The organism is Gammaproteobacteria bacterium (genome assembly GCA_033344735.1).
In the GTDB taxonomy this organism is placed as follows: Bacteria; Pseudomonadota; Gammaproteobacteria; order UBA4575; family UBA4575; genus UBA1858.
In genome coordinates, this window is record JAWPMW010000001.1 from 349,265 (window position 1) to 368,163 (window position 18,899).

An 18,899-nucleotide genomic window follows, 5' to 3' on the forward strand; every position below is an offset into this window, starting at 1 on the left:
TTAATCTCCCAAGTAAACTTCAATCACTTTAGGATCGCTTTGGATTTTATCCATGCTGCCCTCAGCGAGGACAGATCCTTGGTGTAATACGGTAACTCGTTTTGCAATAGATCTAACAAATTCCATATCATGTTCCACAACAACTACTGAATGTCGTTCAGCGAGAGATGTAAGTAATTCAGCTGTGCGTTCAGATTCCTGGTGTGTCATTCCTGCAACAGGTTCATCAACTAGAAGCACTTGGGGATTCTGGGTGATTAACATGCCGATTTCTAACCATTGCTTCTGCCCATGAGATAATTCGCCAGCCATTCTATATTTTTCAGATTCAAGGCCAATAGTTTCTAGTGAATAATCAATTTTGTTGCGTTGATCTTCGCTCAGTTTATAAAACAAATTGCTTAATATATTGCGATGACCTTCTAGAGCAAGTTGTAAATTTTCAAATACACTGTGATTCTCGAATACAGTAGGTTTTTGAAATTTTCGACCAATGCCTAAATTGGCAATTTCTGCTTCATCTTTAGTGGTTAAGTCTATGTGATCTCCAAAATAGACTTCGCCTTCGTCTGGATTTGTTTTACCAGTAATAATATCCATCATGGTTGTTTTGCCAGCACCATTAGGGCCAATTATGCAACGTAGTTCATTCTTGTCTATGTAAAGACTCAGTTCATTGATCGCTTTGAATCCGTCAAAACTAACAGAGACATTATTCAAATATAATATAGATTCATTTTTATCCATTATGATTTCTTCATATTGGCAAGCGATTGTTTGATCGATTTATTTTTAGTATTGCGAGTGATGACTTGATTGTAAATTCCGACTAATCCTTTTGGCATAAATACCGTTACGAACACGAACATGCTGCCTAATATAAATAACCAAGCTTCAGGTGCCCATGCAGTAAAGAATGTTTTTGCATAATTGACAACAAATGCTCCTAGTACAGCTCCATACAATGTGCCTCGACCACCAATGGCAACCCATATAACAAGCTCGATTGAACGGATAGGTGCAAACTCACTTGGATTAATAATACCGACTTGTGGTACATATAATGCACCGGCAATTCCTGCTAATAAGGCAGATACAACAAAGATGAATAATTTTATATGTTCATCACGATAACCCATAAATCGCACGCGACTCTCTGAATCTCGAATCGCCATAACTAGACTTCCAAGACGAGACTGAGCAATGTATTTACATAATGCGTAACCAGATAACAATGCAACAGCAGATGTAAAAAATAATGCACATCGTGTGGTGTTGTCTTGCAGGTTGAATCCCAATATCTCTTTGAAATCAGTTAATCCGTTATTACCACCAAATCCAAAATCATTCTGAAAGAAAGTTAACATTAGTGCATAAGTCATCGCTTGTGTCATGATAGATAAATACACACCAGTGACACGCGAACGGAATGCTAACCAGCCAAAAACGAAAGCAAGAATTCCAGGAGCTAGCAATATCATTAATAGTGCCATTGAGAAATGATTGAAGCCAAGCCAGTACCAAGGAAGTGAATCCCAGTTTAAAAACACCATAAAGTCTGGTAAAAGTGGGTTACCATATACACCTCGATCACCAATTTGACGCATTAAATACATGCCCATGGCATAGCCGCCTAACGCAAAGAACGCACCATGTCCTAGGCTGAGTATCCCTAAATAGCCCCAAACCAAATCAACTGATAGAGCCAATAAGGCATAACATAAATACTTGCCTAATAAAGTTACTGTATAGGTTGATATATGTAGAACAGAATCTACCGGCGTAAGTAAGTTTAATGCAGGAACTATGATGGCAGAAATAACAATCACTATTGTGAGTATTTTGCTTCCTGTGTCAGACAGTAGTAACCGTTGTATAAGAGATTTTTCCATAGTGTTAGCTGTCAACTGAGCGACCCTTCAAGGCAAACATGCCTCGTGGTCTTTTTTGTATGAATAAGATAATAAATACCAGTACGATTATCTTTGCTAACACAGCGCCAGAAAATGGTTCCAAGTATTTATTTGCAATTCCTAAAGTCATTGCACCGAATAAAGTGCCCCATAAATTCCCTACACCGCCAAATACGACGACCATAAATGAATCAATAATATAAGTTTGACCTAAGTTAGGACCCACGTTAGTCAATTGGCTAAGTGCAACACCAGCAATTCCAGCAATTCCAGAGCCTAAACCAAAAGTGAATGCGTCTACCCAATCGGTTCTAATGCCCATCGCTTTTGCCATAGAGCGGTTTTGAGTCACTGCTCTGACTTGTAGGCCAAACCTTGACTTATTGAGTAATAGCATTAGTCCGGCAAGGACGATTAAAGCAAATATTATGATATAGAGTCGGTTATAGGTAAGTGATAAAGCTGGATTAATTTCAAGTGAACCACTCAACCAGTCAGGGGTAGAGACTGCACGATTCTGTGGTGAGATAAGTGTACGCACTGCCTGTTGCAAGATTAAACTAATACCGAAAGTGGCTAATAAAGTTTCTAAAGGACGACCATAGAGAAATCTAATAATGCCACGTTCAATGCCTATACCAACAAGTCCTGTAAAAATAAAGGCAGTCGGTATTGAGATGAGTATTGAGTATTCAATATGATTCGGCAGTACTAGCTGGATAATATAAGTAGTGTAAGCGCCTAACATTAGCATTTCACCGTGAGCCATGTTAATTACTCCCATGACACCAAAGGTGATTGCTAAGCCAACCGCAATAAGTAATAACACTGATCCCAAGCTAACACCGAAAAATATATTTTCAATTTGTTTGTATATACCCACTCTAGATTCAATTTTTGTCAATGAAGTGCGTGTTGATTTAAGCAATGATTGAGATTTTAGAGTTTGTGTATTTCCAGAAAGATTTTTTTCAAGTTCTTTTAACGCCACGCGTACTTCAGGGTAAAGTGAGTCAGATAGTGCTTCGATAGCAATAATTTTTTCTTCGTGAACAGGCGCGTTTAATTGGTTGATATATATTGCTGTTTGCAATGCGCTAATGACATTTTTATCTTTTTCCACGCCGAGTCGTTGTTCTAATATTTCAGATGTTTCGTCATCCATATTCTTGAACATTTCTACTGCAGCAGATTTTCTGACTTTGGGATTACTATCAGCTAAGCTTAATTGGGCAATGGAAGAATTTAAGGCGCGTCTTAACTTGTTGTTGATACCAACTTTTTTAAGTTTCTTTTTGGCGATGTCTCCAAGTGGTTCACCGCTGCTGGCGTTTATAATGCTAGCTGTTTTGTTTTGAATGTTTGCAATGACTATTAATTTATCGTCTTTCTTATAATAAAGTTTTCCATCTAATAATTTAGATAAAATGGTTAGAGATCGTTTATGCCCTGATTGCTGTATATTTTTTATGATGACTTCTTTTTCATCAAACTTTTTAGTTGTCAAGCTTGCGACTAAGTCAGAAAAGTTTAACTTTGAGTCATTAGTACTATTTTCGTCTGCAAGAGATAACCCTGCTAGCAGAGAAGAGAGTAACAAGATAAATGTTAATTTTGACAGCATTTTAATTATTATTATAAAAGGGCGCTCCAATATTGGAGCGCCCAATTTGTACCGAGAGTACAAGGTTAACTAATTATAATTTAGTAATTTTGACCGGAACATTTCTTGGTCTCGGTATTGTAGTTACCGCAGTTGATTGCAGGATCAGACCAATCAGACACGATTACTGCGCTTTCCGGAAGATAGTCAGTCCAAGCATCACCGATAACTTCGCTATCTGTTGACCAAACAATTTCAAATTGGCCATCATCTTGAATCTCACCAATTAAGACAGGCTTAGATAAGTGATGATTAGTATTCATTACTGCAGTACCGCCAGTTAAGTTTGGAATTTCTAATCCATACATTGCGGGACGAACTTTATCTACCTCTGTAGTGCCAGCTGTTTCGACTGCTTGTGCCCACATTTTGAAGCCAATGTATGTTGCCTCCATTGGGTCATTGGTAACACGATCTTCGTTACCAATAAATGTTTGCCATGCTTCGATGAACTTATCATTCTCATCACTTTCAGCGCTTTGGAAATAATTCCAAGCAGCTAGGTGACCAACTAATGGTGCAGTATCAATACCTGAAAGTTCTTCTTCACCAACAGAGAATGCAACTACTGGAATATCTTCTGCTGACATACCTTGGTTGCCCAGCTCTTTGTAAAACGGCACATTTGCATCACCATTAATGGTGGAAACAACTGCTGTTTTCTTGCCGGCTGAACCGAATTGCTTGATGTCAGAAACAATTGTCTGCCAGTCAGAGTGACCGAAAGGTGTGTAATTGATCATGATGTCTTTCTCATCTACACCTTTAAGCTTTAGATATGACTCTAGAATTTTGTTGGTAGTGCGAGGGTAGACGTAGTCTGTTCCTGCTAAAACCCAACGTTCAACGCCACCATCCATTAGATAGTCAACTGCTGGAATCGCTTGTTGGTTAGGTGCAGCTCCTGTGTAAAAGACGTTCTTAGAAGACTCTTCACCTTCGTATTGGACTGGATAGAATAAAAGTCCATTTAATTCTTCAACAACAGGAAGTACAGATTTTCTGGAAACTGATGTCCAGCAACCAAAAATCACATCGACCTCATGAACTTCAATTAGCTCACGCATTTTTTCAGCGAACAAAGGCCAATCAGAGGCAGGATCTACTACTACCGCTTCTAACTGCTTGCCTAAAAGACCGCCAGCCTTATTTTGTTCTTCTACCATCATTAATACAGTATCTTTAAGTGTTGTCTCACTAATTGCCATGGTTCCTGATAAGGAATGAAGTACGCCTACTTTAATAGTGTCTGAGAATGCGTTTGATGACCATGCAATCATCGCAACACATAACACAGACCACAAACTCAACTTTTTCATTAAATTCTCCAGTGGTTAATATTCAAAGTTCTAAACAGGGCTTACATCAAGTTCATGTGCATAGATGCATTGTCATTGTGCGTAATGCCCTTAGTTTGGTAGGTTCACGATTTGTGCCACAAAATATATTTAGTAAAGATATTACTAACTAAGTTTATTAACTTATTGAATTTATTATATAATTTTATCAAATATCTAGCTCTTCTTATGTATTACTTCATTAATTTAATATGATTGGAATGTCCGACTTTAGTGCAAGCCGAATTTATAATGATTTAAATTGGTGCATATTTAATTCAATTTATTAGGTTTGAAAGGTTTTCAGCGATTGATTAATGCTTGATTGACTTAAGTTTAAAAACATTAAATGCATAAAATCGTACAAATCTGGCAGCTGCATTGATATTATATAAACAAAATATGTACATTAATGTTCGTATAGATTATTAGATATGTACAAATACTGGTTATGTGTTTATTGTACATAAATTGTAAATATACGAGGAAAATTATAATGGATTCTCAAATTTGTAAAGATGAATATAAGATCGGTGCTGTTTCTAAGATCACAGGAATAGGAACTGAAACACTAAGAGCGTGGGAAAGGAGATACCAAGCGATTGTGCCAAGTCGATCTGAATCGGGTGACCGTGTTTATAGTAGTGATGATCTATCGAAGTTATTTCTGCTAAAAAACTTATCTGATGCAGGAAATTCAATTGGTACAATTGCACGACTGTCTCTACATGAGCTAAAAAGTAAATGGGAAAATAGTGTGCAGTTAAGTGAGCTAGGTTCTAATTTAGGAAAAGCTAATGATAATCAACAGATTTCAAATAGCCAGTCATGTCGGGTATTACTATTAGGAGAAGATTTTCCATTGAGAGTACTTGATGGTATGTCTGACTTTAACGGCATAGAGTTACTTGGGCATGTTGATTCCATAGAAAGTTGGGATAAAACACAACCAAATTCATTGGTGCATGTGGCAATTATAGAGCGGCCCACAATTAATGAAGAGGTCAGAAAATACGTGTCTACATTGCTTAAAGAAATGGGTGTTTGGCATGTGATTGTTTTGTATGGATTTGGGTCGCAAATAGAAATTAATCAATTGCAAAGTCCCCAAGTGAGTGCCATACGCTCATCTATCGATGTACATGAATTGGCTAGATTGTGTATGGACCGTGCTGGTGGTGATTCTAAAAATTTAATTGCTACTCAAAATTCTACAGTGTACTTAGAAGATTCTATACCTACTCGACGTTACAGTTCTAAACAATTAGGTAGCTTGGCTAGAATATCATCATCTATACAATGTGAGTGCCCAAAGCATTTGTCAGATCTTATTAATAGCTTGGTATCTTTTGAGATATATAGTGCTGAATGTGAGAGTAAGAATGAACAAGATGCAAATTTGCATGCCTATTTGCATGCTACGTCAGCACAATCACGAGCGATACTTGAAGATGCCTTAGCCCATGTAATCAAACACGAAAATATAAAAATATAGTTAGCTTTAGTTAATTCGAGACTAAGGACTGTCCCTCGCACGTGACTTTAAATTTATTTGATGGCGTAACACCAAATATATCGAGGAGTGTTGGTGTTATGTCTAGAATGGAAATGATAGTGTCAGGCTGCTTGGTATAACTTACATCTTTTGGTAAGAATAGTAGGCCGGAAGGATCATGCTCGCCACTCTTGATGTCTTCCATTTTGTAAAGTGAATCATAGAATTTAATGCGTCTGTCTTTAACAACTATTTCAGCATCATCCCCGATTGCACTAAATATTTGACTGCCAAAATTGAGAATTCCAGTTTCTTCATATGTTACATCAAACACTTGGGTATCTTCATCAGCCATCTTGACTTGTGATAACAATTCTACGTAGTAATCAGTTTTGGAAGGATCTTTAATTGTCAATTTGTATTGTTGAGCCATTATAGGATGGATCTCAACTTGATTGGCATCGATATCTAGCTGGCTTAAAAAAGATAATTCATCTTTCAGGCGGTAGTAGTGCCGGCCGCCAGAGTTTTCGTATGCTAAATATGGGCGTTGACTTAATGCAGAACAGACGACTAATTTATAGTCATGCTTTTCTGCAATCGTCATAAATTTTCCTAGCAATTGATCTAGTTTTGAATATCCGAAATAAATTGCATCTTTATAGAGATTGTAGTTTTCTTTGCCAATATTGCTTGAGAATTTTTCCGGTTGAAGGTAACGCCAATAGGCATGTTGGTAATGAGCAACGCTATTTGAGAAGAATGAAATAAATTTTGGATCCTTATCTTTTATAACTTTTTTTGCTAGATCAAGTTGTATCAAGTCGAGTAATGTTGCACTTTTCCAGCTATGCTTTTTATGATTGGTTTTTTGTAGAATCAGCTGTTTTATGATTTGAAGTAGGGTGCTGCTGCTTAAACCATTTTTCCATAGGCTGATTAAAGTTTTCAGGTTGTCTGATACGCTGTTTTTATTGTTATTAGAATGGCCTATGACACTTTCAGATATAAAATTATATGGTTGCTGCAATTCTTCAGGGTGAGATTTTTGGCTATTACACCATGGGTCTGGAATATATGCACATTGTTCTCCGGTGAATGCTTTTACATTCATTGATCCTATAGATGCAACATTATGACCATCGTTTTTTATGGCTTGCCAGATATTCTCAAATTTACATCTAGTGCCATCAGTAAGCTCAAACACTTTATGAGTATTATATGATTTGCCGACATGGATTGAATGCCATTGAATCCATGGTTCTAAATTCGTAGTTTGCTCATCAGATAAAGTATTGAAATACATAGAATCATTACGTAATTTACTGAAATTCGGCAATCTTCCTTCAGCTATCCATGAGTCTATTAAATCAATGCATATTTCATTGAATTCTAGGAATAATAATTTATTGGGCATGAGCTTAGTTCTGTTTTATTGCTAGATTTGCGAAATATTAAGTATTAGTAAGCGGATGTTATTGCAGAACGATATTGGAAACTATGAATGAGTACACTTTTTTGCAAGTAGATTTAAGGAATATTGCTTTTTCTCGTAAATGACTTAATCCATTTGTCTTGTGACTATTAACTATCTGAATTTTGGTGAGTATTGTTGTTTTTTGTAGAGATTTTTAATCTATGCTAACTATGCGCTGCATTTCCATTGATAGTAATGAATAGTAGCTTCAATTTTTCTTTGATCCATTTAACCAACACCTAAATACGCTCATCAGTTTCCATAATAACGCTATGTTATTGATTGCTATGTTATTTGCCATTGGAGTCGAACATCGTTTTTGCTTACGTAAAGCGATGATAATAATTATATAAATTTTTGAATAATTAACATGGTGAGTAATATGCAATCGGAAAATGCAGCTGAGTATAATGACGTGCTCGAAGAACCTCGAGTAAATCATCAAGATAGTATTGTACGTGAAAAGTTAGATCAGAGGATTCGCCCTTATTTTTTGATTACAGGGTTCTTGTTTGCTTTCTTATTGTTAGAAATATATCGCTGGTATATGGATATTCCCCCAATGCCTATCGTTATTTTTGGATTGTTTGTGGCATCTTTGGTTTTTGTTGTTTATCAACTAGCAGATTATAAAGACCACTTCCGTTTTTTATACTTGGGCAAGCGTGGGGAACCATTATTAGCAAACATCATTAAAGAGCATAGTGACCAAACCGGAAGTTCAGTCTACAAAGATGTTGTGGTGGGTAAGGAGAAGGTCGATTATGTAATTGCGAATCAAACGGGCATAGTGTTAATTAATGTGTGTGACTGGATAACGCCTTCGAATGATGAGGCGATAATAAACTACGGCAATGAGCAAATTCTTCTCAATGGATATCGACCTGATGCGAATCCTATTGAACCTTTAAAGACAGTTAAGCAATGGATCGAAAATAAGCTCTATGCAAGTCTTGGTAAGCCAATTGACGTCGAATGTTTGGTGGTTTTCCCTAAATGGTTTGTAAGAGCGCCACGCGAACATGTGGTAGTTCAAGTAATTAATCCACGCGAAATGAAGAAAGTATTAGAAGAGCGCAGAGAAGTTTTATCTGATAACGATAAAACATTGCTTAACTATCATATTGCTAAGCTAATAAATAAAAATAGGATTAGTTAAATTTAATTGTGTATCAAGCACGAGTATTTGCTCGTGCTTGATTTAAACTGTTTAATTTATAGCGCCTTGCTCAAAATCTACTTCAACTTCAATGTCACTTTGAAGTCTGGACTGGCAAGCTAAAACCATTCCATTTTTTAGCTGTTCTCCATCAAGTACGTAAGAAAAATCATTTAATGCCTTAACTTTTCCACTCTTAATAGTTGCCCGACATGAGCCACAGCTGCCAACGCGACAATCATGTGGCCACTCGATACCTGCATTCAATGCAGCTTGAAGTAAATTGATTCCGCCCTTAACTTCAAAACTCTGACCAGAATTGACAATAGTTGCGGTGAAGTCCTTCTTTTTTCCTATTCCAAACATGCTAAATCTCCAAGCTATGTTACTTCCAATGTATTGCCCTAAAAATTAACAGGGCGGTATATAAATCATAATTTACATATTCATGAAACTTAATTGCATTTAAATCGCTAATCTAGTTAGTAGAAATATTAAAAGGTAAGTACGCTGGGCACCATCCCATTACTCCAGTGAATACTGGTATGATTCCAATTACACCCCACCAGGATGAAAATATAAAGCCAATTGTAATAATTAAGAGTCCAATAAGTATTCTTGCCATCCTCTCTGTATCGCCTACGTTACATACCATAATTAATTACCCCAGTTAAAATAGTGTTATTTGTCTGTCTGTCAATAATAAATAGTCTTACGATTGTGTGCAATATACTACGTATAATTAAAGGGACCTAGCAGGAACTGAATCTTCGTACAGGATAATGCTGAGTTTCTGCGTTTTAAAGATCTTTTGCATCCTAAGCTTGGAGGAGCTCCCCGTATGTCGATTTGTGTGATATTAATCGTCTAAATTGAAAATATTATGAAAGATAGTCTTGATCAGTCAGGTCTTAGAGTTATGAATACAAAAGAGCAAGGGTTTGAGTCCATGGTTCACGCCTATTCGAAAGATCTTTATAGATACGGATATTGGTTGAGCAAGGACAGTGCGATTGCTGAAGATTTGGTGCAAGAGACATTTTTACGTGCCTGGCGAGCAATTGATTCACTAAAAGATGCTAATGCGGCAAAAAGTTGGCTTTTTACTATCCTTCGACGTGAGAATGCACGTCGGTTTGAGAAAAAAAGTTCTCAAGCAGAATTAACCACCTTAGATGATGAAATGGTGGAAGTGTTTGCAACTGTAGATGATGATTTCGCAAATGTAGACAATATAGCCGTTCGTGCCGCACTGCGACAATTGCCAGCATCATATGCCGAGCCATTGGTGTTACAAGTCATCGGTGGGTATTCATGTGATGAGATCGCTACCATCATAAATGCTAAACCTGGCGCGGTAATGACACGAGTGTTTAGAGCCAGACAAAAATTAAGAAAGCTACTTGAAGAGGATGAGACCAATGTGGTCTCAATATAGTTATGGATGACATGAATTGCTTGGCGGCGAGACGCATTATTACTACCGATATTACAGATAAGAGTAGTGCTTTTGTGAGCCATGTTAATGGTTGTCCAACGTGTAAATCTTTTTACGAGAAACAGTTGAAGTTCAATTCTGTACTTAAAAAAGCAGTAGATGTAGATGTCCCTGAAGGGTTGGCTGCTCGCATATTAGTTGAGCATAATCTTAACAAGAAAAAAGAAAAAGAAGGTGCAAACAAATTTCGATGGAGTGCAATAGCGGCTAGTGTCATACTTGTTTTTGCTGTGTCAATTGTGTCTACCATTAATACACCTCCTGCAATAGCTGAAGTGATTTTAGAGCATGCTCATGAAGAACTATGGGTATTGGAAGATAAAGGCCATGTCACACTTGAAAGTCTTAATCAGTTGTTAAAACCTCATGGTGTGAGAGCTAACGAAAATATTGGTTATGCTACGCATGCTGGTAACTGCGTAATTCAAGATCAAGTGGGCGTGCATATCGTGTTTGCTGGTGAGAATGCACCAGTGACATTAATTGTTTTCCCGAAAGAGTTGGACAATGAAAAAAGTGTGCGTATTAGCGATCATTTTTTCAAGGGGGTCCTAATGAATACCAATAAAGGTACATTAGCGATATTGTCTGAAGATGAAGAGTCGTTGAAGCTATTTGAAGCTAGATTAAATAGCTCCTTGATGACATTCATTTAAATAAATCTCAATATTTAAAAAAGCGCCTCCATAATTGGAAGCGCTTTTTTTATGTCTAACTATTTTGGTAATGTTCCATGAGAATTTTAGCAACTTCAGGTCTGGCGAACTCCATAGGTAAGTCTTCACCGGCTGCTAACATCTCACGAACCTTAGTGCCAGAAAGCAACACAAAGTCTTCTTTACTATGATCAGGTGCGTCGCGCATCATGACAACTTTATCTAGTTTCTTTGAATATGCAGTATGGTCAGCATTAAAAATTTCTATTTCTAATGCACCATTGGGTACTTGATCATCAAAGATCGTTTGTGCATCAAATGCGCCATAGTAATCTCCAACACCAGCATGATCGCGGCCGATAATGAAATGTGTGCAACCACAATTTTGTCTAAACACAGCGTGTAATACCGCTTCCCTAGGGCCAGCATAAAGCATGTCAAAGCCATAGCCTGTTATCATCACAGTGTTTGTAGGGAAGTATAATTCCACCATCTTACGGATGGCTGCATCACGCACAGGAGCAGGGATGTCACCAGGCTTTAGTTGGCCTAGTAACATATGTATGAGTACTCCATCTGCATGTGTAGCTTCTTTGGCCATCTTGCATAGCTCTTCATGAGCACGATGCATAGGATTACGCGTTTGGAAAGCAACAGTTTTATTCCAACCTCGTTCTTCAATTTCTGAACGAATTTGTCCTGCAGTTCTGAAGGTGCCAGGAAAATCTGTTTCGAAATAGCTGAAATTCAATACTTCTACCGGTCCTGAAACTACGTAATTACCAAGAGAAGTGAAAGTAGCTACACCGGGATGTTGTTTATCTTTAGTGGCGTAGACTTTTTCAGTAATGAGATTTAATTCTTCATCGCTGAGTTGCTCAATGTTATCAACTGTTTGTATAGCGATAACTGGGTTTCCATCTACGTTTGGATCCAGTAAAGCAATTCTTTTGTGTCCGCTTATTTTGGAAACGTCTTCACATAAATTTAATACGGGTGTTGGCCAAAATAGGCCAGTACTTGTATGCAGGTTATTGGCAATTGAAATGGCATCCGCCTTATTCATGTAGCCTGCTAGGGGAGTAAAATATCCGGCACCAAGCATAACTGCATTTGCCGCGGTGGCAGAATTGACTAGTAATCTAGGTAGCGTCTCTGCTTCCTTTAATAGTGCAGCACGCTGCTCATCATTTTCCACATAAAGTGGGGTGAGCTGTGCACTTCCATGCGGTTTTATCATCGCAATCTCCTCCTGGTTAAATTTATGTCGATATTATTATTTTCTATCTGTATTGGTAGGTGAATAGACTATATCTAATGTTCTCGTCTACTCGTATAAGAATAGTATCACTAACACAAATACACGCAAACTTAGTGGCCTTATTTACTTCATTATTCTTTTAAACCTGCAGCTCCAATTTCTGTAATTAAACAGGCTTTGCCAAATGCAATTTTTGGTCAGAAAAATGTGGCTAATATTTTTGCATTTCTCTCTTATAGACGGCGTCTTCAAGCACTTCTCCTTTCAATGGTATTGGCCTTGATTCAGGTCTCTTTATAATTAACTGCTGGCTGAATGATTTGAGGTGTTTAATTAAAAATTTGTGCTTCAATCATGTTAAATCTCTTTATATTTGTGAATTCATTTAATTTTGAATTAAGTGATAGTTGTTTGGCGAAAAACTCACCAACAATTAGTGAGATATACGGTGTTAACTTGTTTTTTCCTGTAAAAAATTCTATCTGAAAAATGTTCTATCTACTTAAAATCTAAATAAAAAATGTTAATCCGATCACATCGTATTTTAGGACACCATGCTAATCTGAATTCGTAATTTTTAAGTAGCTATCTCAAGGAATTTATTTATGTTGTTAACAAGTGCGGTCATCGTTGCTTGGTTTGCCGGTTTGCTAGTGATGTTCAATGGTTTTGAACGTTCTCAGGAACTGAAGTCAGGAGCACTTATCGTTGATCATCAAAAACGCAATAAATTTACCTTTGGCTTGAGTATTTATCTTGTAGTAAGTTTAGGGCTGCTAGTAGTCTTTATCACCAACGCATAATAGCAATATTTCTAGCTGTATTAGTTTGTAGATCCTCACAATTCTTTACGTAGCCACAAAATGCAATGAGATACCATTGTTGCACCAACGTTCTCCTGTTGGTAATGGTCCATCCATGAATAAATGGCCATGATGCCCCTCACAACGTGCACATTTATAACCTCTCTGTGGTGGAATTGCAGACAAATCAGTATAGGTCACTAAGTGTCCGCGGATATGATCGGTAAAACTAGGCCAGCCAGTATTACTTTCATACTTCATTTCTGAAGTAAAAAGATCTAAGTTACAGCCTTGGCAGAAATATACCCCAGGTCGCCACTCTCTGTTTAATGGGCTCGACCGGCGTAATTCAGTTTTACCTTTTCTTAGCACATGATAAGCATCCTCGGATAATCTTTGCTTCCATTCTTTATCGCTGAGCTCTAACGTTTCAATGTCACTTGCTGCTGTATATAATTGTTTGCTCTTGCCAGATAGTATCTGTAAATAGACAAATCCTCCAAAGCCAAATAAGGCTAATAAGAGAGTTCTGCGTGATTTAGATAGTTTCATGTTGCTTTAATGTGTTGGCTATAATAACTATTAGACCATGTATACACAGTGTAATCTTACACTTCAGTTAGATGATTTAGTGATCACTATATACAAAAGCTATTAATAATATGAGCAATAATCCAGCAGACGTTAAACAATATTTTCTTAAAATCAATCGCAATCTGACTTCTGGCCTGGTGGCTGTCTTAATTGTGGCTTCTGCGCTGTTTTGGTACACAAAAGTAGTGACACTGGAGAACTCTTCATTTTGGATAGGAGCGGCATTTATGCTGTTAGCTATAGTATTTTACCAATTACCTTTTGTGAGTTTTCTGCTCACACGACGTCACTTTGATAGTGTCGATAGAAGTAACATAGAAATTCTAGATGCAGATTGGAAAACGTTTAGAAAGTGGGTGGAGTCTTAATTGTAAATATTAATTATTTACCACAGTTTGAGCGACCGCATAGGCTTGAATCTGGGAATATTGTCGGAATACCTCCAACTCATAGATGTATTTTATAGTAGCCTGTGGATAGCCTCTAAAAAGGCTGGGAATTGGTCAATTTGTCTAAATTAACGGAAAATAGTATGCATTATCCTCGTAGTAAGCGAGAACCTATCGATGGTGAAGTGATAATCAAACGCCCTGGTAAGCCGACATTGAAGTCAAAGCAAGGCAACGTCAGTGATGGGGGGCTATACGTGAATCTACCAAATAATCATGATCTTCAGAAAGGACGTCGTGTTGAAGTCATTGTGGTACGTGAAAATGGCACAGTACGAGATATGCAAAGAATGTCAGGTATCGTTATAAGAATTGATGAGCAAGGTGTTGCCATGGTGATCTATAAGGCTGACCAATTGCGCCGTGGGGATGCTGATGAGTCCAATCTTACAAAACTTAATGTTAATTCACCTAAAACTTCATAGTGATTCCTGTTAAACGGTCGATTTCGACCGATAACGTGTAAAGTAATTTTTCCCCTACAATCTATAATTAATTCCGTAGTTTCTCTCCTTCTGAAGCTGACCCGCAGTAATTTATTACTGCGGGTTTTTTTATGTCCTTGATATATATAGTACAAGACTGCTATCTCTGCCTTGTCTCAGAGCGCTTCAAGTGGTTGAATAACGTCACCTAATAACTGCTGAAGACCCGTTTTATCCAATGAAATCTTTATTGCTTGTTGCCCATGGGAGTCGTCGTACTGAGTCCAATGCTGAAATTGCCGTAGTGGCAGAATCTTTGAGTTGCAGAGTTAAGCATCAGTATGCTCAAACGGCTTATGCATTTTTGGAATTGGCAGAACCCTCCATACAAGACGGAATTGATAAATTGGTCATGCAGGGGGCTACAGATATCACGATTCTTCCATACTTTTTGTCTGCGGGGCGACATGTGCATGAGGATGTGCCTGAAATAATCAATATGAAGAAGAAACAATATAATGATGTTAATTTACATATAGCGCCTTATATTGGTGAAGCTGATGAAATGATTGACGTGCTAGTGGCCATTTCAGAAGGTAAGAATTAACAATCATTATTACTAAGTAATAATTAAAGTTACTTGGCCGTGATTCAGCCAGTCAAATTAATTGCTTACGGCGATGTATATTATCGATAGGCTCGTTGTTAGAAATGCAATGACTAATAATGTAAATGATTGAGTCTGACTTTGATAGACACAAGTTGTGCATCATTGCTCCAATTATTAATTCGAGGCTAGAGCATTATTTGCGATTTTTCGTGCTTGTATCATCTCGGCATGTAAATCTTCAAATGGTGGAATATTGTCATCTCTTTCGATCAATGTGCTGATTAAGCCAAATTTTTTCACTGCATCAGCATATAAGTCCCATACTGCCGGTGGCACATCATGATCATGAGTATCAATGACATAATCACCATAATCACTATGCCCAGCCAAATGAAACTGTTGAATATGTTCTGCTTTGATTGAGTGTAAAAAAGTGTGCGCTGAAAATTCATGATTGCGTGAGCTGACATAAATGTTATTAATGTCCAGTAGTATTTTACAGCCAGCACGATCAGCAATGGCATTAATGAAATCCCATTCTTCCATTTCAGACTGGTTATAAGTGAGGTAACTAGAAACGTTTTCCAATACTAATGTCCTGTCTAAAATTTCTTGTACTTGTTGGATGCGATCAACAATATGTGTAATGACTTCGTCATTGTATGGAACAGGTAATAAGTCGTGACTATTTAAACCTTGGGCGCCAGTCCAACACAAATGATCAGATACCCACTCGGGTTGTACTTCAGAAGATAAGGTTTTTAATTTTTTCAGGTAATCCATGTTTAATGGATCAGTGCCTGCAATAGACATCGATACGCCGTGCATAACAATAGGATAATTTTCTCTAACAGAATGTAGAAAATATTTAGGCTTGCCGCCTTCCACCATGAAGTTTTCTGATATAACTTCAAACCAGTCAACATCGGGTTTGTTGTCAACAACATATTGGTAGTGGTCAGTTCTTAGGCCTACGCCAAAACCAAGAAATTTTGTGTTCACTTAAAGAAACCTTTTATAATTTCTAGAAGCAACTTCAGCTGTATCTGCGGTCATTTTTACAGACGTTTAATATGCCTGCTGCTACAAGTACAACACCAGATATTTTTGGAGTAACTTTTGGGTTTTCCACGTTTGTTTTCCTTTATCAGATCTACAAAAAACTAATTTAAATATTAACGTAAACATTTAATGACAGCGTATTTGCTGTTTCTCTGCGTTATTAAATTATAAGACCTTGCAAAAGTCGTGTTAATTACAAAAAATTACTTATTTTAGTAATTCTTTTGCTGTGATTGGATGGTATGGAGTATGACGGGTTTTATCATGCGTGTGCATGCGGTATTCGACAAAATCGTCACATGAATGAAAATGTAGAAATGGATTGCCGGATATTTGTTCGCCAAAATTTGAAGTATCTTTGCTGGCGTAATTGTGGCCGGGGTGAATAACGGTGTCAGGATCAAGCTCAGTTTTCATTTTCTTCAAAGTGGCAAACATCTGCTCTGGGTCTCCACCCTGAAGGTCGCATCGTCCACAACCAAATACGAATAATGTGTCACCAGTAATAATGTCGATATTATTAATTAAATAACATGCTGAACCGGGAGTATGTCCTGGTGTGTGAAGTATAGTTATCTCAGTGCTACCAATTTTTAGTGTGTCCCCACCATAATGCAAAGCGGGTTTGCCGAGATTGATTTCTCCAAAATCTGCTTCATCTTTTAATATGTGCAGTCGTGGGTCTGAGAGGTTGAGGATGTCTTCAACGCCATTGATATGGTCATGATGACTATGAGTGAGTAATATATCAGTGATTTTTATGTCTTTAGATTGAGCATTCTGGATAATTTTTTTAGTATCCCATGCAGGATCAATTACGGCGGCATGGTTGGTTTTAAGATCAGTAACCAAATAGACGAAATTCTCCATCGGGCCTAATTCCATAGTGGTTATTTCATATGTCTTATTCACTGTCGTACTCCAAAATAGCTGCTTTAAAGGGCCTACTGGGTTATATCTTATAATGTAGAAGATAGTACTTTAAAATACAAAGATATGTCCGATGTAAATAATAATAAAACTTGTTTACCTGATTATATAGATTATGGGTTAAAGATTTTGTCGGTTGGCTTAAATCCTTCGATTCCATCTGCAAAGCTAGGTTTTTATTTTGCCAATCCTCGTAATCGTTTCTGGAAAGCATTTAATAAAGCTGAAATCATTGATACTGAAATTATACCAACCCGGGATATTCATACACTTTTGTTAAAACAATATGCCATTGGTTTTACCGATGTGGCAAAACGTGTAAGTGCTATGGGGCACGAATTGCGAGCTAGTGATTTCAAGTCTGATGCACCTGTATTGCGTGAAAAGATACAATGCTATGCGCCTGATTTAGTGTGGTTTCATGGGAAAATCGCTATGAATAAATTTATGTATTATGCCTATGGTGTTAAGAACAACTGGAAATGGGGCTTTAATGATGTTGATATTATCAATTCAAAAGTATTTATTAGCCCAAACCCTAGTCCGGCAAATGCAGCTTATAGTCTTGATACATTAGTGGATTTTTACAAGAAGCTCAGGTGTGGGTGAACCTTCATTTATCGCAACTATCTAATCATGATTAAAGTTTAACTTGTATAGAGGCTATGTTGTTTTGAAAATGTTATTTCGGATTGTATTTGCCTCAATGATATTGTTATCGATGCTGTTATCACTATCATCTTCCGGGCATGGAGTGCCGGTTATATGGAATGACAAATTAATACACTGTATTAGTTATTTTCTGCTAATCATGATGTTTGATTTCTCATGGGAGTCTAGTAAGCAATTGTTGATTAAATCTGTGTTGATATTAGTTTATAGTGGCTTGATAGAGTATGCGCAGGGATTTGTTCCGGGTAGAGATACGTCATTAGCAGATATCGCTGCTAATGCTATAGGTGTGTTGTTATTTATCATTTGTGTTCCTGTTTTAAAAAGAACTAATGTTTATCAGGCATTAAGACTTGTATAAAATATAAAAAGAGTAAATGAAATGTATCGAATATTAAATTTATCGGTAGTAGTAATAGTAGTCGCCTCAATATTGTTTGCGCTCTATTATCTAGAAGCAGTTCTTTTTTTGGAGCCCTGTCCTTTATGTATGGTGGATAGAGTAATACTCTTAACCATTGCTGCGATATGTTTGATTGCATTTATTCATAATTCAAGCGGTGTGATGCGTTGGCTATACACGAGTTTTGCTACTCTATTTGGTTTGGCTGGGGTAGGAGTGGCTGCACGGCATATATGGTTACAAGGGTTACCGCCAGAGGAAGTCCCTGAATGTGGTCCTGATTTAACTTATATGTTAGAAGTGTTTCCACTCGGAGATGTAATAAAGCGCATATTTACCGGGTCTGGAGAGTGTGCGGAAGTGAGTTGGACTTTTTTAGGAATGACAATTCCTCAGCAAACCTTATTATTGTTTATTGTATTGATTATTATTGTATTAGTTGCCCATATGCAAACCCAAAAACGCTAAGGTTCAATAAAATTGGCAAGAAAG

At 37.2% G+C, this 18,899-nt stretch carries 22 protein-coding genes; 11 read left to right on the plus strand and 11 right to left on the minus strand.

What is annotated here, in order from left to right:
• The 4 genes from urtD to urtA all read right to left on the minus strand — a co-directional run bounded on the left by urtD (window position 1) and on the right by urtA (window position 4,856).
• Window positions 1-747 carry an urea ABC transporter ATP-binding protein UrtD gene (gene urtD / locus R8G33_01820; GenBank protein ID MDW3094389.1) on the minus strand — a complete coding sequence of 249 codons (747 nt, stop codon included), beginning with the start codon at window positions 745-747 and terminating at the stop codon, window positions 1-3.
• Window positions 747-1,892: an urea ABC transporter permease subunit UrtC gene (gene urtC, locus R8G33_01825; protein ID MDW3094390.1), complete on the minus strand. Its 1,146-nt coding sequence runs from the start codon at window positions 1,890-1,892 to the stop codon at window positions 747-749. Before urtC ends, urtD begins: the two co-directional genes overlap by 1 nt.
• Window positions 1,893-1,896: 4 nt before the next feature.
• Complete coding sequence (urtB, locus tag R8G33_01830) at window positions 1,897-3,537, minus strand: urea ABC transporter permease subunit UrtB (GenBank protein MDW3094391.1); 1,641 nt, start codon at window positions 3,535-3,537, stop codon at window positions 1,897-1,899.
• An 80-nt stretch (window positions 3,538-3,617) separates the two neighbouring features.
• The gene (urtA, locus tag R8G33_01835; GenBank protein MDW3094392.1) at window positions 3,618-4,856 is read right to left on the minus strand and encodes an urea ABC transporter substrate-binding protein; all 1,239 of its coding nucleotides are present in this window, start codon (window positions 4,854-4,856) and stop codon (window positions 3,618-3,620) included.
• Between the two features lie 553 nt (window positions 4,857-5,409).
• Between urtA and R8G33_01840 the strand changes: the two genes are divergently transcribed.
• Window positions 5,410-6,408: a MerR family transcriptional regulator gene (locus tag R8G33_01840; protein ID MDW3094393.1), complete on the plus strand. Its 999-nt coding sequence runs from the start codon at window positions 5,410-5,412 to the stop codon at window positions 6,406-6,408.
• Window positions 6,409-6,418: 10 nt separating this feature from the next.
• Here the strand turns inward: R8G33_01840 and R8G33_01845 are convergent, their stop codons facing one another.
• Window positions 6,419-7,825 (minus strand): hypothetical protein, encoded by a 1,407-nt coding sequence (locus R8G33_01845; GenBank protein ID MDW3094394.1) that lies wholly within the window; start codon window positions 7,823-7,825, stop codon window positions 6,419-6,421.
• Between the two features lie 442 nt (window positions 7,826-8,267).
• Here R8G33_01845 and R8G33_01850 point away from each other — a divergent pair, with 442 nt between their 5' ends.
• The gene (locus R8G33_01850; protein ID MDW3094395.1) at window positions 8,268-9,044 is read left to right on the plus strand and encodes a nuclease-related domain-containing protein; all 777 of its coding nucleotides are present in this window, start codon (window positions 8,268-8,270) and stop codon (window positions 9,042-9,044) included.
• A gap of 51 nt (window positions 9,045-9,095) precedes the next feature.
• Here R8G33_01850 and R8G33_01855 read toward each other — a convergent pair whose 3' ends face one another.
• Both R8G33_01855 and R8G33_01860 read right to left on the minus strand, forming a co-directional pair.
• Window positions 9,096-9,410, minus strand: a complete 315-nt coding sequence (locus tag R8G33_01855) for a 2Fe-2S iron-sulfur cluster binding domain-containing protein (GenBank protein MDW3094396.1) — start codon at window positions 9,408-9,410, stop codon at window positions 9,096-9,098.
• Window positions 9,411-9,522: 112 nt separating this feature from the next.
• Window positions 9,523-9,699 (minus strand): DUF2892 domain-containing protein, encoded by a 177-nt coding sequence (locus R8G33_01860; GenBank protein ID MDW3094397.1) that lies wholly within the window; start codon window positions 9,697-9,699, stop codon window positions 9,523-9,525.
• 228 nt (window positions 9,700-9,927) lie between these two features.
• On the opposite strand from R8G33_01860, the gene R8G33_01865 reads away from it, so the two are divergent.
• The gene (locus tag R8G33_01865; GenBank protein MDW3094398.1) at window positions 9,928-10,482 is read left to right on the plus strand and encodes a sigma-70 family RNA polymerase sigma factor; all 555 of its coding nucleotides are present in this window, start codon (window positions 9,928-9,930) and stop codon (window positions 10,480-10,482) included.
• A gap of 2 nt (window positions 10,483-10,484) precedes the next feature.
• Entirely contained in the window at window positions 10,485-11,198 is a 714-nt protein-coding gene (locus tag R8G33_01870; protein MDW3094399.1) for a DUF3379 family protein, read from the plus strand.
• A gap of 55 nt (window positions 11,199-11,253) precedes the next feature.
• Here R8G33_01870 and sat read toward each other — a convergent pair whose 3' ends face one another.
• On the minus strand, window positions 11,254-12,438 hold the full coding sequence (gene sat, locus R8G33_01875; protein MDW3094400.1) for a sulfate adenylyltransferase: 1,185 nt from the start codon (window positions 12,436-12,438) through the stop codon (window positions 11,254-11,256).
• 626 nt (window positions 12,439-13,064) lie between these two features.
• Here sat and R8G33_01880 point away from each other — a divergent pair.
• Window positions 13,065-13,262: a hypothetical protein gene (locus R8G33_01880; protein ID MDW3094401.1), complete on the plus strand. Its 198-nt coding sequence runs from the start codon at window positions 13,065-13,067 to the stop codon at window positions 13,260-13,262.
• Between the two features lie 45 nt (window positions 13,263-13,307).
• On the opposite strand, the gene msrB is transcribed toward R8G33_01880, so the two are convergent.
• Window positions 13,308-13,814: a peptide-methionine (R)-S-oxide reductase MsrB gene (gene msrB / locus R8G33_01885; protein MDW3094402.1), complete on the minus strand. Its 507-nt coding sequence runs from the start codon at window positions 13,812-13,814 to the stop codon at window positions 13,308-13,310.
• A gap of 110 nt (window positions 13,815-13,924) precedes the next feature.
• Here msrB and R8G33_01890 point away from each other — a divergent pair, with 110 nt between their 5' ends.
• The 3 genes from R8G33_01890 (at window position 13,925) to R8G33_01900 (ending at window position 15,337) form a co-directional block, all read left to right on the plus strand.
• Window positions 13,925-14,224: a hypothetical protein gene (locus R8G33_01890; protein ID MDW3094403.1), complete on the plus strand. Its 300-nt coding sequence runs from the start codon at window positions 13,925-13,927 to the stop codon at window positions 14,222-14,224.
• Between the two features lie 140 nt (window positions 14,225-14,364).
• Window positions 14,365-14,730 (plus strand): hypothetical protein, encoded by a 366-nt coding sequence (locus tag R8G33_01895; GenBank protein MDW3094404.1) that lies wholly within the window; start codon window positions 14,365-14,367, stop codon window positions 14,728-14,730.
• Between the two features lie 238 nt (window positions 14,731-14,968).
• Window positions 14,969-15,337, plus strand: a complete 369-nt coding sequence (locus R8G33_01900; GenBank protein MDW3094405.1) for a CbiX/SirB N-terminal domain-containing protein — start codon at window positions 14,969-14,971, stop codon at window positions 15,335-15,337.
• A 177-nt stretch (window positions 15,338-15,514) separates the two neighbouring features.
• Here the strand turns inward: R8G33_01900 and R8G33_01905 are convergent, their stop codons facing one another.
• Both R8G33_01905 and R8G33_01910 read right to left on the minus strand, forming a co-directional pair.
• The gene (locus tag R8G33_01905) at window positions 15,515-16,342 is read right to left on the minus strand and encodes a DUF692 domain-containing protein (GenBank protein ID MDW3094406.1); all 828 of its coding nucleotides are present in this window, start codon (window positions 16,340-16,342) and stop codon (window positions 15,515-15,517) included.
• Window positions 16,343-16,609: 267 nt separating this feature from the next.
• The gene (locus tag R8G33_01910) at window positions 16,610-17,287 is read right to left on the minus strand and encodes an MBL fold metallo-hydrolase (GenBank protein ID MDW3094407.1); all 678 of its coding nucleotides are present in this window, start codon (window positions 17,285-17,287) and stop codon (window positions 16,610-16,612) included.
• Window positions 17,288-17,398: 111 nt separating this feature from the next.
• Between R8G33_01910 and R8G33_01915 the strand changes: the two genes are divergently transcribed.
• The 3 genes from R8G33_01915 (at window position 17,399) to R8G33_01925 (ending at window position 18,875) form a co-directional block, all read left to right on the plus strand.
• Entirely contained in the window at window positions 17,399-17,941 is a 543-nt protein-coding gene (locus tag R8G33_01915) for a mismatch-specific DNA-glycosylase (protein ID MDW3094408.1), read from the plus strand.
• A 70-nt stretch (window positions 17,942-18,011) separates the two neighbouring features.
• Entirely contained in the window at window positions 18,012-18,365 is a 354-nt protein-coding gene (locus R8G33_01920; protein ID MDW3094409.1) for a VanZ family protein, read from the plus strand.
• A gap of 21 nt (window positions 18,366-18,386) precedes the next feature.
• Window positions 18,387-18,875, plus strand: a complete 489-nt coding sequence (locus R8G33_01925) for a disulfide bond formation protein B (protein MDW3094410.1) — start codon at window positions 18,387-18,389, stop codon at window positions 18,873-18,875.
• Window positions 18,876-18,899 lie beyond the last annotated feature (24 nt).